12 protein-coding genes and 3 pseudogenes are annotated in these 15,471 nt (G+C 44.5%); 5 read left to right on the top strand and 10 right to left on the bottom strand.

Going from position 1 to position 15,471, the window contains the following annotated elements:
- Window positions 1–21: 21 nt before the first annotated feature.
- The 5 genes from HRE53_RS28900 to HRE53_RS28885 form a co-directional block, all read right to left on the bottom strand.
- The gene (locus tag HRE53_RS28900) at window positions 22–201 is read right to left on the bottom strand and encodes a hypothetical protein (protein ID WP_235111929.1); all 180 of its coding nucleotides are present in this window, start codon (window positions 199–201) and stop codon (window positions 22–24) included.
- A 146-nt stretch (window positions 202–347) separates the two neighbouring features.
- A complete protein-coding gene (locus HRE53_RS28895) occupies window positions 348–1,226 on the bottom strand; it encodes a hypothetical protein (protein ID WP_235111928.1) in 879 nt (292 codons plus the stop codon).
- 45 nt (window positions 1,227–1,271) lie between these two features.
- On the bottom strand, window positions 1,272–2,735 hold the full coding sequence (locus HRE53_RS28890; RefSeq protein WP_235111926.1) for a serine/threonine-protein kinase: 1,464 nt from the start codon (window positions 2,733–2,735) through the stop codon (window positions 1,272–1,274).
- A complete protein-coding gene (locus tag HRE53_RS35375; protein WP_396133504.1) occupies window positions 2,735–3,028 on the bottom strand; it encodes a 4-Cys prefix domain-containing protein in 294 nt (97 codons plus the stop codon). The genes HRE53_RS28890 and HRE53_RS35375 overlap by 1 nt, the downstream gene beginning before the upstream one ends.
- A 4-nt stretch (window positions 3,029–3,032) precedes the next feature.
- Entirely contained in the window at window positions 3,033–4,370 is a 1,338-nt protein-coding gene (locus HRE53_RS28885; protein WP_235111922.1) for an NB-ARC domain-containing protein, read from the bottom strand.
- Between the two features lie 214 nt (window positions 4,371–4,584).
- On the opposite strand from HRE53_RS28885, the gene HRE53_RS28880 reads away from it, so the two are divergent.
- Both HRE53_RS28880 and HRE53_RS28875 read left to right on the top strand, forming a co-directional pair.
- Window positions 4,585–5,055: a ParB N-terminal domain-containing protein gene (locus HRE53_RS28880; protein WP_235111921.1), complete on the top strand. Its 471-nt coding sequence runs from the start codon at window positions 4,585–4,587 to the stop codon at window positions 5,053–5,055.
- Window positions 5,056–5,364: 309 nt separating this feature from the next.
- Entirely contained in the window at window positions 5,365–6,516 is a 1,152-nt protein-coding gene (locus HRE53_RS28875) for a ParB N-terminal domain-containing protein (protein ID WP_255801587.1), read from the top strand.
- 166 nt (window positions 6,517–6,682) lie between these two features.
- Here the strand turns inward: HRE53_RS28875 and HRE53_RS28870 are convergent, their stop codons facing one another.
- Genes HRE53_RS28870 through HRE53_RS28860 form a run of 3 tightly spaced genes read right to left on the bottom strand, consistent with a single transcriptional unit; the run spans window position 6,683 to window position 7,996 of the window.
- The gene (locus HRE53_RS28870) at window positions 6,683–6,868 is read right to left on the bottom strand and encodes a hypothetical protein (RefSeq protein WP_235111917.1); all 186 of its coding nucleotides are present in this window, start codon (window positions 6,866–6,868) and stop codon (window positions 6,683–6,685) included.
- Window positions 6,831–7,511: a hypothetical protein gene (locus HRE53_RS28865; RefSeq protein WP_235111916.1), complete on the bottom strand. Its 681-nt coding sequence runs from the start codon at window positions 7,509–7,511 to the stop codon at window positions 6,831–6,833. Before HRE53_RS28865 ends, HRE53_RS28870 begins: the two co-directional genes overlap by 38 nt.
- Window positions 7,436–7,996, bottom strand: coding sequence for a DUF6431 domain-containing protein (locus HRE53_RS28860; protein ID WP_235111915.1), 561 nt, complete (start codon window positions 7,994–7,996; stop codon window positions 7,436–7,438). Before HRE53_RS28860 ends, HRE53_RS28865 begins: the two co-directional genes overlap by 76 nt.
- Window positions 7,997–8,080: 84 nt before the next feature.
- Here HRE53_RS28860 and HRE53_RS28855 point away from each other — a divergent pair.
- Together HRE53_RS28855 and HRE53_RS28850 are read left to right on the top strand one after the other, a co-directional pair.
- Window positions 8,081–9,295: pseudogene (locus HRE53_RS28855) on the top strand (RNA-guided endonuclease InsQ/TnpB family protein); the annotation flags it as partial.
- 1,030 nt (window positions 9,296–10,325) lie between these two features.
- Window positions 10,326–12,173: a hypothetical protein gene (locus HRE53_RS28850; RefSeq protein ID WP_235111914.1), complete on the top strand. Its 1,848-nt coding sequence runs from the start codon at window positions 10,326–10,328 to the stop codon at window positions 12,171–12,173.
- A gap of 535 nt (window positions 12,174–12,708) precedes the next feature.
- Here the strand turns inward: HRE53_RS28850 and HRE53_RS28845 are convergent.
- A pseudogene (locus tag HRE53_RS28845) lies at window positions 12,709–14,062 on the bottom strand (ISKra4 family transposase).
- A 132-nt stretch (window positions 14,063–14,194) separates the two neighbouring features.
- Between HRE53_RS28845 and HRE53_RS28840 the strand changes: the two are divergent.
- On the top strand, window positions 14,195–14,455 hold the full coding sequence (locus HRE53_RS28840; RefSeq protein WP_315876781.1) for a hypothetical protein: 261 nt from the start codon (window positions 14,195–14,197) through the stop codon (window positions 14,453–14,455).
- A gap of 152 nt (window positions 14,456–14,607) precedes the next feature.
- Here the strand turns inward: HRE53_RS28840 and istB are convergent.
- Window positions 14,608–15,460 (bottom strand): annotated as a pseudogene (istB, locus tag HRE53_RS28835) (IS21-like element helper ATPase IstB).
- Between the last annotated feature and the right edge of the window lie 11 nt (window positions 15,461–15,471).

Genomic DNA, 15,471 nt, shown 5'->3' with positions numbered 1-15,471 from the left:
ATTGCACGAATAGCAAGAGGTTTACGGCGCATGTCGCCCCTTCAGGGCAAGCTGTTGAACCTTATCGGCATTGTCCTGCCAAGCTTTTGAAGCATCCGGCAACGCCTTCATGCCTTCAATGCCTTGTTGGGCCACTTCCCCCCAAGGGATATCTCGTACATCCGTGTTGAGAAACTGCCAAAATCCCTTGAGAGCTTTCATTGCTGATATTGATTACCCTGATTTCTTCAAGATAATAGCTGTATTTAGCTGCTAAGTCATGAAGCTATTGAAGAAGGGCATTGCCCACTTAACGACTGAATATAAAACTAAGGGCCATTTCCCAACATTAGACCCTTGGTAGAAATTTATTGGACTCTAGAAAAAGGTTGATCTGTTTGGTTCGCTAGTTCTATCGCCTTATCAAAATACCCCTGGGCAATTTTTAATTGACCTACCTCCTTATGAATTAAACCCAATTGTGAATACACTTCAGGTTCTTGATGCGGGATGAGGGAAAGTAGCGTAGCTACTGCTGCATCTAGCAATCCCAGGTGATAAAACATCATCGCTTTATCTAATCCTCGATCAAGTGGGTCAGGAGCGACTTGCTGGGCTGTTAGAATTGCGTCGTCAATTTCCCTAAGCTGTTTAGGATCTACTAATTGCAAATTCGTCTTTTCTTCAGCAACTGTTTGGTTGTTTTTGAGTGCGACAACAGTCAATTTGTATTGCTTGCCATGTGTTAAGGAATGAGAATTGGGGATCTTTACCTCCGTGCCATTGATCTCCTTAGACCAGAGCCATTGTCCTCCTTGCTCTAAGGTAACCCGATAGTTAGCATTCGGAATGGATTGCCAAGTGATGGTGGGTTGAGCGGTGAGTTGGAATGTGCCGATCGGTTTGAGGAATTTTAATGCCGTTCTTGAACCCTTTGGCTTGGGGATGATCTTTTTTCCCGTCTCACTTGAAAAATTCGCCTTGGGAAAACATTGATTAGCCTTGAGCCAGTCATTAGGGGGAATGATCGCTCTCAGAAAGAAGCATAAAAAACCAGCCTCGTTCTCCTTTTGTAGGACTTTTAACTCATGGGCACAATAGAGTTTTTTCGTCTTCAGAGAACGGACGACTGGCGGGCATTTTTTTATGGGTTCAGCTTTAGCAGGGTTTGAAGAAATCATCATGGGAAGTGGAATCGCACATGCGATCGCAAATCCTAAATTACTTCTGATAAATAATTTATTCATACATGAATATTTTGTTATTAAGGAATAGAATATCAGAAAATATTCCTAAAGCTTTTTCTCAATATCATCAATAATACTCCTTCGCCATTGACGGACTTCAGGCTGTAGTGAAGGTAAGCTAATGCAAGCTTCCTTTCGTTCCGTAGTGGGTGCAATTTGAGAGAGGAGACAATAGGGATCAGGGAAGTCTTGATTTGCCTTGATGGACTGATTTAGATATTGAGATGCTAATTCAGGATCCTTTTGCAGGTAAGCAGCCCACCCCAAATTTTTATAAATGATGGCTTTCATCTTGGGTCTTCTAGTGAGCTTTAGAGCTTGCCGAGCGTACTTCATCCCTTCATTCGCATTAGCATTTAAAAGGGCCAGTCGAGATAGATTGTTGAGTGGTTCTGGGGCCTTGGGATCTATTTCATGTGCAGACTTGAGTAAAGGTTTCGCCTGGTCATTTCTTCCTAGCTTCTCGTAGAGACTCGCCAAGGCAAACTTGTTTTCCCAGTCCTGGGGGTTCAGCTCAATCGCTTTTTGATAATGTTTGAATGCACAGTCATAATTCAGTGATTCAGCACAAACAAAGGCCAGGTAATAGTGAGCTTCTTCGTTATTGGGATTCAACCTGATGGCTTCAGTTAGTGAGGATTGAGCCTCTTCTAAATCTTGCACCCTTAGCGCTGACAAACCTTGGGTGAGGTGATATTTGCTCGTGATGACTTCAGCAGGTTGGGGGAGATAGAACACACCCCAGGCCAGGGAGACGGCTATCCCTATCCCCAGCCCGACATACATCCAGTGGAATTTAAAGGAATTGAAGAAGGGACGGGCACGATTGTTGGGAGAAGACTTGCGGGGAGGGTGAGCCAGGTCAGCCAGGATTTCAGCGGTATTCTTGGGGCGTTCAGTGGGAATAGGATCACAAAGGCGATCAATCAAGTCAGCAAGGTCTAGATCGATACTCTCAGCCTGATCTCGCCATGACAATCGATCATCGTCATCCGGTAAATTATTGGGGTGGACTCCCGTGGCTAAGTGAATCATCGTTCGCCCCAAGGCATAGAAGTCGGATTGCGGCATAGCTTTGCCATAGAGCTGTTCCGGGGGAGAATAACCAAATGTGCGTACCATCGTCACATCTGTAGCCCCTTGTATCGGTGATTTGTTGTCTGGGCCGCTTAATTTAGCGATATAGGTATTGGTAATTTTCCGAACAGTCCCAAAATCAATCAATACTAACCTGCCATCCGGTCGGATCATGATATTGGAAGGCTTGATATCTCGATGGAATAGATTTTTCTCATGAACAACTGCCAGAATTTCACATAGTTGCCCTAACCAATCCTTGAGCTGTGTAGAGTTAGCCTGGCCATGCTCAGCAAGCCATACTTTTAGATCTACCCCTTCAATTTTCTCAATGGCAGTGCAGATCAGCGTGTCTGAGAAATGCTCATCCTGATACTCGAAATAGTCATGGATGTGAACTTTAGGCGTATTAGGGTATTCATATAATCCCATCAGAGCATAGGCTTCCCTCTTTGCAAGTTGCTTAAGCTTAGGGTCTTCTGTATTGAGAATTTTGAAAATTTTTGGAGTGTTTGGGGGATCTTTAGGGTTTCCAGTAGTATCAACGCACTCAAAAATTTCAGTCTCAGAGGGGGTAAAGCTGTTTGCTCGTATCCAAAGAGCGTATGGGGGCGCAAGAGCCTGTACTTATCTTTGATCAGCAAAGAGGTGCCACACCCTTGGCATAAATCAATGCCGGGTGGATTCTCTCGTTGATCGCAATTAGGATTAATACAGTAAGACACAGAGTTATAAAGATTTAGACACGGTATTTTCAGCTTTATTAATGAAATTTCTTACAATATACTTCTTTATTACATCTCCTATGTAAATACTTGTCGTTCCTTTCTCTGCTTGAACACTCAGTAGATTGTGCTTTTGTAATCGGCCTAAACTATTGATCACATCTAGTTCAGATATATCTGACCGTTCATTTATGATTGCGTGAGTTAACGTTAGCAACGGTATACTGCGCTGTGATCGATCGACAGTTGCAATCATAGACAATACATATAGCTCTAACTCTTGTATATCAGTAGCATTGGCAAATATCCTTTTCAGTAAATAATCAAATTCATTCAGTGCCAAGCTCGTTTTCTGGTTAACAAGATCAGCCTGACCTCCCAGCATATTTGATACTTTTCTGAGTACTGAATGGAGTAGTAATGGATTGCCCATACAAGAAGAGACAAGCTTTTCCCAGTCGTCATCAAAAGTAATACCGTGGGACTCAACGACTTGCCGTACTTCTATTGCCGTGAGTGGACTTAGATGTAAATTTTCACAAGGAAACCCCATGCTTTTATAGTTGGAAAGCTCCTCACTATAATTGTTGGATGTTAGCCAAATGCAACTTTGATGCTGTTCTTCAATCAAACGTCGGAAGAATATTTGATATTCGTTAATCTCTTGATCTAAATCCACGCTAACCATTAAGTCCACCTCATCAAGCACGATGAGGCATTTATATCTCTGTAGAAATTGGATAAAAACTGAGCTGCGATTTTGCTGGTCTGCAGTGCCCGATTCTCCTCCTAAATGCTCGATTAAACAATCAAGCAATTCATCGAGACTTGGTTTGTAATGGACAGGTAGCCAAATATAGTAATCAAACTGATCAGGCTGCTGAAAGATTTGGTGAATAGCATTCGCTGCTAAGCACGTTTTACCGATACCTGAAATACCTCCAATGCACACGCACTGAAGGGTTGTTGCCCAATGCTTGAGATTTTCTATTTCACCCTGACGACCAATAAAATTTTCAGTAACTGGAGGATAGCCCCCTAAGATTTTTGAATTGCTTTTCTCTTTGCTGAAGAGGTTGGGGTGACTATCAAAGTAGCTTCGTAGTGTGGCTTTCGTAATCTTCTCGCCAAGTTGGGCCGAAAGCATAAGCCATAGTTTCCGTCCAGAGTCACTGCGTACATAATTTTCACTGTATGTTCCTCCTGACCTCTGGATCGCTACACCATATCCAATACCTTCCCATGCTGCCTTTAACGCAATGACTTCAGCCTCAGTTAAATTGCGCTCTTTCATTCTCAGTGAGATGCGATTAACAAACTTAGTGACTTGGGAGAAATTCACGGATGCTCACCTGCATAGCATTAACATAGCAATTTATGCTGTCATCAACCTAGCATCAACCTAGCATTGCTTGCTCTAGTCAACAGGGAGTAAACATCTAACTGATAAGCTTTTCACTTTCATCGTAAAATTATCGGCTATGCTGTGCTTTGATATATAAGCATAGTACCTTGCAGCCTCTCACAGATTAACGTTTTACTTCAAAGTTAGTTAAATGGCTAGGAATAAATCCAGGATTAGTGTTCAGAATATAGAGTCAATTCCTATCTCATCAATTACACTTGATCACGAAATTCAACCTCGCTGCCAGATCTATGACCACGTAGTTAAAAAATTTGCAGCTGCTATGCGTCAAGGTGAAAAATTTCCACCTGTAATCGTGTATTACAATGGGGCCAAATTTTGGTTGGTGGATGGCTTCCACCGCCTTCGTGCTAAAGAGATAATTGGTGATCTAGAAATACTCGCTGATGTCTGGCAAGGTAACCACCAAGATGCTGTGTTACATGCTATTGGAGCAAATCTGGATAGTGAGTTGAAACTAACAGAAGCTGACTTACATAAAAATATCTATAAATTGATTGGACATCCTGAATGGAAACGTTGGAGCAACAGTGAAATAGCTGATCTCATCTGGAGCGAGCGAAGAATATATCCATCAATTGCGAGAGCAGAGAATCGCTGATATCTACAAGATGGTGGTTGAAATGCATAAAATTGGGCAAGATCCAACACCGAGGCAGATAATTAAAGCCAAGTATTTCGACCTAGAATCTGCTTTGAAGATGGACTCTACTACCTTTGGGCCACTAATTTCAGATTATTTTTTGAAGATATGGGTTGAGATGATTATCGATAACTACATCAGAGAACAGAGAGAACCAAAACGAAGCGGTAATACTAACAACTAGCAAGAACCGTTGCTTAACTCAACTTAATTAAAAAAACTATCAATTCTCTAGATATCTTGTGACCTAGGGACTTAGGTGCTTTCATGGCGGTATGTTGTCATCTACCACTAGCTCTGAATGCCCCCCCCAACAAGCCTGAAAGCGAATCTATTGAATCGACTATCCAGTTAGTCGAAATAGCTAAAATTCGCATGGATGGCGGGACTCAGCCTCGCTCAAAGCTATACGAAGATGTAGTAGCTGAATACGCCGAGGACATGAAGCAGGGAGCTACTTTTCCCCCAGTCGTAATTTACTATGACGGTAAGGACTATTGGTTAGCTGATGGATTTCATAGGGTCCGGGCTAAAGAAGCCATTGACGAGAAGGAAATTTCTGCGGAAGTCTTTCCCGGAGAACTGCGAGATGCCGTTCTACACTCAGTAGGAGCCAATGCAGCACACGGACTCAGAAGAACTAATGCGGATAAGCGACGTGCAGTAATTAGGCTCGTTCGCGATCGTGAATGGCGAAAATGGAGCGATAGAGAGATTGCAAGGCGTTGTGGAGTAAGTGCAAAGCTCGTTGGATCTGCTAGAAAAGAGTTATCCGCGGCTTTTCCACAGATAGAAAATGATGATCAAGAAAATATGAACCCCAACACTCGTATAGCTATGCGAGGTGGTACAGTCTACGAAATTGACACAACCGGAATTCGTCAGGGCACTCAAATTGAAGAGAAGAAACCTAGGCGAAAGCGTACTAAAAAGAAGTCAGAAATAGCACAGCCCTCCGCATCACAGTCGAAAGATGTTGAAAAAGGTGATATCTGGAAATTAGGCAAGTCGCATTATTTATTTTGTGGCGATCCATCTTCTAAGCGATTCCAAAAACTTTTACCCTCTGCAGTCGGACTATTTCTATTTTTTCTGGAGACACGAGATAATTGGCCCCAAGCTATCCCTGAAAATTCAATGAATGCCCTGCTTTTCTACACTTCGTATGGAGAAGACTTACACCTAGAGACATTGAGAGGCATTACTGAGTATTGTTTATCTGGTACAACAGACGCCAATGATCCTGTTGTTATGGTTGGCTTGATTGACCCTTCATTATTTATCTTGATCGATGAACTAGAATGCCCCTGCTACTGCGCTGAGACTGATCCCCAGAGATGCTCAGATGCTCTCACAGCCTGGTCTATCACTAATCAGATATCAAAAAAAGTTATAGATTTATCTAGAAAATGTGCGTAAAGACTCCAACTATACGAATGTTAGTTGGAGATGTGTATAGCACTCCATTCCAAGCATATTGTTATGCCGAACATGCTAGTGTAATAGTATGATTGTACTAGAGTTCCAGATAGATCAGAAAATGGTGTCTGCTAGAAAGTAGCTAGCAGCATGGCATCCAGATTACTCACGGTGCATAGGTTAAGGGCTTCCATCCAAGACAAACCTTTGAGCTGAACTCCAAAATGTTCTGCCAAAGACTGCCCCCGCCTTTTTTCGCATCGGGGAGGAACGGTCGTAGATTATTCACAATCGCCCAGGCATTCACCATGGGGTTAATGGCATCCTCTGCTCGGTATTGCCCAAATTTCATGAGCTTCTTGTCCAAAAAATCGCATGGAGCGATCTAAAGGTGCAGAATAGGCGGAAGCGTCTTTATGTTTCAGGTGATTCGTAAACAGAAAGCGTTTGTGCTTGAGAATATCCAATCGATTGAGCAACATTGGCTCATGGCCATAGCGTTCGCGATTGCGTCGAACCCTTTGAGAATAAGCTGCTAGTGAAGGAGCATTGAGAACTGAATCGAAATCATCTTCCAGTTGTTGGAGTTGCTCAGGAAGCCAATCAGGATGGGTCTTTGAGAAATCATCAAAGGTGGCACTCACCCGTTTTTGGCCATGGAGTTTGCACTCTATCAAGTCGAGGTCAACCTCAGATGTCCATGCATTTTGAGAAGCTACCCAGCCGTCGGTGGTCACCGATTCAGGGACATATAGTTGCGCTGGCTCTAAGTGACCTGTGGCTTGTCCGGCAGCGTCCATTCCCGTCAAGAATCGATGAATGCTGACTTGAAAAGCAGCCTCATCCGTGGACTTCATCAATTCGGTATACCAAATTAATTCGGCTTGAGCCACCAAAAACAAGTAGATTTGCTCCCCCTCTAAACTGGCAAACTTCTCGTCACTGAGTAAATGGGCGGGGGGGGGGTGAGTCCCAGACGCAGCAACAGTAAGCACACAGGCATTAGGTTTCCCAACCACTGCACCAGACTCCAAACCCAACCCGGTTGCCAGCTCCGCTCTACTCCTAACCAGCTATAAATTGTAGCCGTCTCTCTGTTGCTCAATCCCATCCCTAGATTTAACTCCAGTAGCTTGCCTAGACAGTCTGCATCTTGGCGACGATATCGCAGGATGAAGCTGGGCAAGACAGTGAAGACCGCTCGACAACTTAAGCAGCGGGTTCGACAGATAGGGATTGCTTCTACTGGCCCTAACCACCCTTGCACTTGGCGATCTCGTAGAGCATGGAGCGTATAACGACTGGTATCACAGCAATCGGGCTTATGACGTTCTGAAGAAAGTTGAGCTGTGAGGGGTGCTTGCAAATACTCGATTAAGGGGCGGTGATCTTCTGCTTGCACCAAGTCCAAATAGTCTTGTTTGGTTGCACCAAAATGAACAATTGCCGTACGATTTTGGTGGGCTTGTTTTTCAGTCATGGCTAATTCGCTACGCTCATAGTCACTGAAGTATAAGCTTTTCAGACCTTTGCCACCTCAGACACCATTTCCTAAACTATCTGAGAGTTCAAAGCAAGAACCAGTCAGCATCAAACAAGTGCGATTGATGAAGCCATCAGGACAGCTCAATTCATTCGTAATAAGTGCTTGCGCTTTTGGATGGATAACAAAGGTACAGGCAAATACGACTTAAACAAGTTGTGTAGAGTTCTTGCTAATGATTTTCCTTTTTCTAAGCAACTCAACTCAATGGCTCGGCAGGCAAGTGCTGAAAGAGCTTGGAGTTCAATCAGTCGCTTCTATGAGAATTGCAAACAGGGTATAAAGCCCGTTGGCTTTCCAAGGTTTAAGAAGCATTCTCGGTCAGTGGAATACAAAACCTCTGGGTGGAAGCTTCTGAGTCCTAAAAAGATTAAATTCACTGACGGTTTTAATATTGGTGAGCTGCGTTTAATCGGGACTTATGACTTAGCAAGCTATGACGAGAGTCAAATCAAGCGAGTCAGGTTAGTTCGTAGAGCGGATGGCTACTATGTGCAATTCTGCATCAGCGTTGATGTCAAAATTGAGCTAGAACCCACCGGCAACACCATTGGCTTAGACGTTGGCTTAGAGTCCTTCTACACCGACAATAACGGCTACAAAGAACCTCCTGAAAAGTTCTATCGCAGTTCTCAAAAGAAACGTCATCGGTTACAAAAACGATTGAGCAGGACTCAAAAGGGTTCAGCGAATCGGCATAAAGCTATTCATCGCCTAGCCAGACATGAATTAAAAGTCTCACGACAGCGTAAAGAAAGGGCTAAGAGACTGGCCCTTTGCGTGATCCAATCTAACGATTTGGTTGTTTATGAGAACTTGAGGATTCGCAATATGGTGAAGAACCACTGTCTGGCTCAGTCGATCCATGATGCAGGCTGGTATCAGTTCAGACAGTGGCTGGAGTACTTTGGGAAAAAGTATGGCAAGGTCACCGTGGCTGTGGAACCTGCCTATACTTCTCAAGAATGTTCTGATTGTGGTGTACTCGTTAAAAAGTCTTTGTCTACTCGAACTCATGTTTGTGCATGTGGCTGTGAGTTAGACAGGGATGAGAATGCAGCCATCAATATCTTGAGAAAAGGAATCGCTACCACAGGGCATGTGGGAAGCGGGCTACTCGATAGTCAAAACGCTTCTGGAGATGAGGCCGCTACTGTGTTGAACTCAGGTTTAATGCAGCAAGTCACGTCGCTGAAAGAAGAATCTCCTGCTATACCCGTAGGGTTAGCGGGATGAGTGTCAATAGGACTAAACATAGCATTGACATAGCATTTTAGGATAAATCCCTATGACATAGCACTTGACATAGCATTTTCATGTTCTGCAACCTTCAATATCTTCAAAATTCCTGGGTCAGACATAGCATTGACATAGCATTTCAGGATATTTTTACTACTTAGGTAAAACTCTAGAACCTTATAGCTGAAAAGGATACAGGATTTTTCTAAAGAGCTAAGACGATTATCAACATCACAAAAAAGCTAGATCCCGTAACTTGACAATCCCAAATTCAACATTTTTTCTATCCAGTCGCTTCTACTTCCCGGTATTCAAATTTTGTTGTACGATCGCGGATAAGCATTTTATTAAACAAATGTTTTTTGCTAGCCAGTCCCTAATCCTGGCTTCTAGTCATAAGACTGGCATTCTCCAAGCCAATTTGAGTTTTTTACTGAATTGTCCTGCGATCAGTAGTAGCAGCAGCTATTAAGGTTCCAGATCTTTCATTGAGAGCAAAGCTCAAAAACATATCTTGACACGTCCCCACTTGCCTTGGGCTGTGTCTCCTAGTACTCAAATACGCTAAAAGCTTGCTTGATCAACGCTTTCAGTGTATTTAAACTCTAATGCGTAAAGATTAAGGAGGTAATAAATGACCCTATAAATGACAAAACCCCAACTTTGGCGAGAAGGGGATTTGATCATTATTAACTTGTAAGGCGGGAACCGAAGCTTTTTGAACGGAGCACATTTTGGTTACCTGGGCTTTTGCCGTGCTTAGATTTTAAACCTAATTTGTCAAAAATGGCAACCGTGGTTTGAAAGCTTTGTCACGGCTCCCTATCGCTGCATACATAAACATTAGGGAGAATACCGTGATCGCGGAACCCGTATATTTTGGACACGAGGATAGATCTCGTGTACCTAATCGACGCACACAAGACCCTTTACCAGCTGATCCAGTGGGTAAGCATTTGGCTACCCTTTTCCCCAACGGTTGGGACTGGATCTTTGCCTCGGCCCCAGAGCCAGGAGATCCAGTCGATTGGGCAACCATCAAAAAAATTCCCCCCTCTCCCCCGTGGAGATGTGGAGTCATCACCAAGACCCTGAGTGCCTGATCGGAGTTAGGCCCAGTGCCCAAACCCGTTGGCTCGTCCTCGACATCGACAAAGACTCTCGCTATCACCCAGCCAGCGATCCCCAGTGGCTACCTCAGATACGCCATGCCCTAGAAGACATTGGTATTTGCCGCTCACTCCTTTGCCAAAGTAGCCACAGTAGTGGACTCCATCTATACCTCCCCCTCCCTGAAACCGTCAGCAGCTTTTGGCTGAGCAACTGCATCAAGCTCAACCTAGAAGCCATCGGCATCAAGTTCTATGGGGGGCAGTGCGAACTCTACCCCAACCCCAAACGCTACGTACCCAAAGGCAAAGGCTTTAGTCTCTTTGCCGCCTTCCGACTCCCCATGCAGCCTGGAAGTGGTTTCCATCCCCTCGACACCGATCTAAATCCTTTACCTTGGTCCCTGGAGCATTGGCTTGATTGTTTTGAGCTATGCGCCGATGGCCAGGACATGGGGCGTCTCCATCATGCGATCTCAGATGCACAACAGAACTTCAAAGTCCGTAAATCAGGCCATGCCAGCTCCCTTGCCACCTGGCAAGAGCGGATCCATGAAGAGAAAACCCAAGGCTGGACAGGCCCAGGCCAAACCAACGAGAAACTAAAGATCCTCGCCTGCGAAGCTCGCGTATTTATGGGCATGGACTCCGAAGACCAGATAGCAGAATACGTATGCCAAACTGCCCAGAACACCCCCGGCTTCTATGAGCATTGCCGCCACCAGCATGAAATAGATAGAAGAAGTCATGAAGTAGCGATCTGGGCCATGCGGTATTACTGGCCCACCGGCACAGCTCCATGTAGAGAAGCTAAATACCACGACAAGCAAGTCGCTCCCGCTGACTTCGGATACCACCAAAGCAAGCGAGAAGCCGCCCAGACTCGGATCAAAAAAGCAGTCTTAGAACTGAAGCGAGTCGATAAATTCCCCCCTGGAATTACCGCTCGTGCCCAAGCCATCTCAAAGCTAGCCCACTGTAGCCAGAAAACCTTATATAGACGGTCAAACAAGGAATTATGGCATCCACATCATTTAGTTGAAGAAACTCCTCAGAAATCCCCAGAACCCATACAGGAAGGGGAAATTACACAACAAGGGTCAAACAATGATCACCTTGTAAACCAGCGGAAGCTGGAACTACTGATATTAAAGGATCTTTTACAACTCTATATAAATGTAGGGTTTGTAATGACAACGATGAAGATCCAAGCCACCGTCACCCTGGCCCTCAAAGGCCAAAGGGTGGCGAAAGTGGCGCTTACAGATTCCGAAGTCCCAGATCAGGGGGGTTTGGGGGGAAATTCTAAGGTCGTTCCTATTCAAAATTGGGATCAGTTGAAACTCTCTTTGCCACCGGGTTTGCAAAACAAAATTGGTAAAGCCAAGCAGCAACAGCGACGACAACAGGAAAGGGTACAGCTGCACCAGCAGAGAAAGAAGCAAAGACTCCGTTCCCCAGTTGAACCCATAAGTTTGGTCCCAGAACCCTCTCAACAAAAGCTTCCTCTGACGTTGATTGAGACACAGGGACCAGTGCAGGGCAGAACTGTAACCGAAGGTGAACAACAGGAGTTTGACCGTTGGTATCGGTTTGCCCAAAGCTGTAAGTTAGTCACTGACTACTCTTGGAGAGATGGCGAGTATTGGGTACTGACAGAAGAACAGTGGCAACCCTATGCAGAAATAGCTGCCGTGTTCACATTGAAATCGATGAATAGAATGTTTGGAATTTCGCTGGATATCGAAAGTGAACGAGGTGACTAAAATTCTGGTTTTTTTCTTAAGAAAAACGATTTGGCCTTTGAACAAATCTTGGGCAAGAGCAACGGTATCCATATCAGCTAAAAGTCGGTTACGGCACCTTCCGTTACACAAATTTAAGTCGTTTGAGCTTTGGGTGAATAATGGCTGAAAGCTAGATATTGAGAGAAATAGGGTGATTGATCTAGTGTTGTCGGTGTAGCCGATTTCGAGCTGTCTTTACAGATTGCAACAATTATTTTGACGTGAATCCGTGTTTGCCGTTATGGTGACCCCAAGTGAAATAAGCGATTATTCACCCGTCCAAATTTTTTAGTTTTCTATTTCCACTATTGCCCACAAAGAACAGCAAAGGTCTAGCCTTTGCCTAGTCTATTTTAAAAGCCAGTCCTAACGGGAACCTCTGACAGGAGTCCTGACTGTTTCTGTATTACACAGGAATATTCTCTAGTTAAATTTGCAAACCACGGCCTGCCCATTTACCACAACGTACAAGCCGTGATGTAAGCGTAAATATCACGTATTAGAAAGCTAATTCTCAAGCAGCTTTTTCTTCTTCAGGGAGAACCAAATCAAGCCACTTTTCTTCCCATTCATCACTAATCATACTGGCTCTAATTTGCAAGACATTATGAGCACCATCCCGAGTCCATTGCATCTTCTGCTTCTTTTTATGGCGAGCATTAATGATGGTGTCAATATGAGATTCAGCAACTTGGCTGGTATAAGCTAAACCTACTTTATCTCGCTGATCATAATTGACGAGATAGTCACGGTTATTCTTCAAGTAGTCGTGTAGGCTTTTTAAGCTTTGTTTGCTTCTTCTCATCTGAGATGTTGTCTCGAAGCAACGCAATCTTCTGCAGAGCATCATCTACTTTGCCATGCCATAAACTCCACTTTGCACTATCAAGGGAGTCTGTGAAGGTTTCCCCCAGTGCATTGCTGACATTCTGGAATTTCTTACCAATATGAAACCAGTCCAAGATGAGGTCTAAGGTTTTGCAATGGGGTTCAAGGGCTAAGATAACTGACCAACAGTTGTGTGCTCCATCGGCCAAAGCGGTAACCTTTGTCTCTTGGGTCATCCCTTGTTTGAGTGCTGCATGATGCAGATAGGTCTTGATGGTTTGCAACTCATCGTCTAAAGCGGAAACAACACAGGTCTTTTCAGTAATTTGGCGATGATGTTTATCAACTATCTCAAGAGCACTGGGACGATAGACGATGCCCGATAAGGCTTCAAAACTGCGTTTGTCTTTATCTTTAGTCGGGATATGCCCGCCATCGACTTGAGCAATGAGTTCTACTGCAGGGGCGGGTAACTCTTCTGAATTAGGAGGGGTCGTGTTCACTTGAGATAAACGCTCACCGACTTGATTAGTTACGTTTTTGATTTGGACATGGTTATTCACACTCCGACGCTGAGCGTTCAGGCGTTCCATATTATCCTGAGCTTCTCGATAGCTATGCAAGGCACCATTCTCACATTGCAGTTTCACTAAGTCAGGATGAGTATCCGTGCCGAAGACACTAATCGTTGTTGGAGTACTTTGCCACCGACACTCTGGGTTCTTGCAACGATGCTTTTGAATGCGGAGCTTATGGTCGCTGAAGACGGCATGAAAGGTAGATGACATGAAACCAAGCTTTCCGAGTTTCTCGCCACATTTAGTACACTGCTTTAGACCGATGTCGATGAGGGTGGATTGTTCAGCTAACAGTGCACTTTGAACTTTGGAAAGTAGAGAGATTTGTTCTTCATGGCGCAATCCAAGATCTAGAATGGACTTTGGTTGTTTAATGTCATAGATTTTTAGAGTGTCTCGTTTAACGACTTCCTGGCTGGTGACAGAGACTTTCTCGACTATTACTCTAAATTCGTAATCCATCTACCACCGCTGCTCTCAAACCTCTACAAGAATTAGAGTAACACGGAAAACTATATTAATATGTGATATTTACGCTTACATCGCTGTTTGGGAGTCCATCCGAGATTTCCGGAAAATGGAAAGTCCAGTGTCTTGAGTGAACATGCTCAAGAGTTTTTCACCTCCCCCACAAAAAAGCCCTATGCCCAACGTCAAATCTTGTTGGATTTAGATCCATTAGTGGAGCCTTATCTGACAGAGTTGGTGCATCGCCGTCCCCAAGCTTGGGCAGAGGATGTGGACTTGACCTATCAGCTGTATGAGAAAGTAGGTCGGACTGAATTATTGGCAGCAATTGAACTTGCAGTAGAAGCCCGTTGCATTGTGCTGCATAATCATGACTTCTCCGGTTGAGTGGCACTAACTTCTCCACCCCCCAACCAAAAAAAATATTGGCCAACCATTTTCGACAGGTAGATATGGAATTAAGGGTTGCAATTCATAGGCAAAAAATTCAGATCTAAATCCATACATATCACGAATGGAAGATCGTGATCTCATCCGGTCTATTCCTCCATCTGTCCCTCCTTTTTTTTCATTCCTCTTCTCCTTTTGTGTTTTAAGGGTTGTCTCTCTCGTTGTATTCTCCTCATCTGAACGGTTAATACTCATTTCTCCTTCTGGCTTCTGGGTCAGCTTGCTGGTCAATTTCCTCATGGATTCTCCTCGAAGCAAGACCTTCATCGCATCATGGATAATCCGGTCGAGGATGGCATCGGCCAGAGTGGGATCTTGAATTTGTGAGTGCCATTGCTCCAGGGGCATTTGCGTGGCAAATAAGCAGGAGGCTTTGCGAAACCGCTCGTCTAAGATATCGAGCACTTCTCTAGCCTCAAAGACAGATAGAGGATCTCTAAGCCATTCATCCAGCACCAGTAGATCGTAGGCCGCTAATTGTTTTCGGAGTTTTGGATAAGACCCATCTCCTTTGGCCAGCTTCAACTCCAGAACGAGATCAGCAGTTTTGATATAGCGGACGCTATGGCCTTGCTTACACAAATGATGGGACAATACGGCCGCCAAGAAAGACTTCCCAACGCCCGTCGGTCCCAGGATGATCAATGACAGATTTTCCTGGAGCCAATGACCTTGAGCAAATTCAAGGAACTGGATTTTACGAAGTCCTCTGGGCACATCGAAATCTACTGCATCTAAGGTGGCGTGCACCGGCAGTCGAGCTTGCCTCAGTCGGCGTTGCATCCGTTGATTCTGACGCCGGATGTATTCGCGCTCTACCATCAAGGCCAGTCGTTCATCGAAAGACAGATCATGATAGGTGGGCATCGCCTGCTGTTCTCGCCAAGCTTCGAGTATGCCGGTGAGTTTCATTTGTTGTAGCTGTTCAATCATTGCTTGCATCGCTGTCTTCC

The organism is Acaryochloris sp. 'Moss Beach', assembly GCF_021497025.1.
Taxonomy (GTDB): domain Bacteria; phylum Cyanobacteriota; class Cyanobacteriia; order Thermosynechococcales; family Thermosynechococcaceae; genus Acaryochloris; species Acaryochloris marina_A.
Note: the sequence above shows the minus strand (reverse complement) of the source record. Positions and strands in the feature narration are given on the sequence as shown.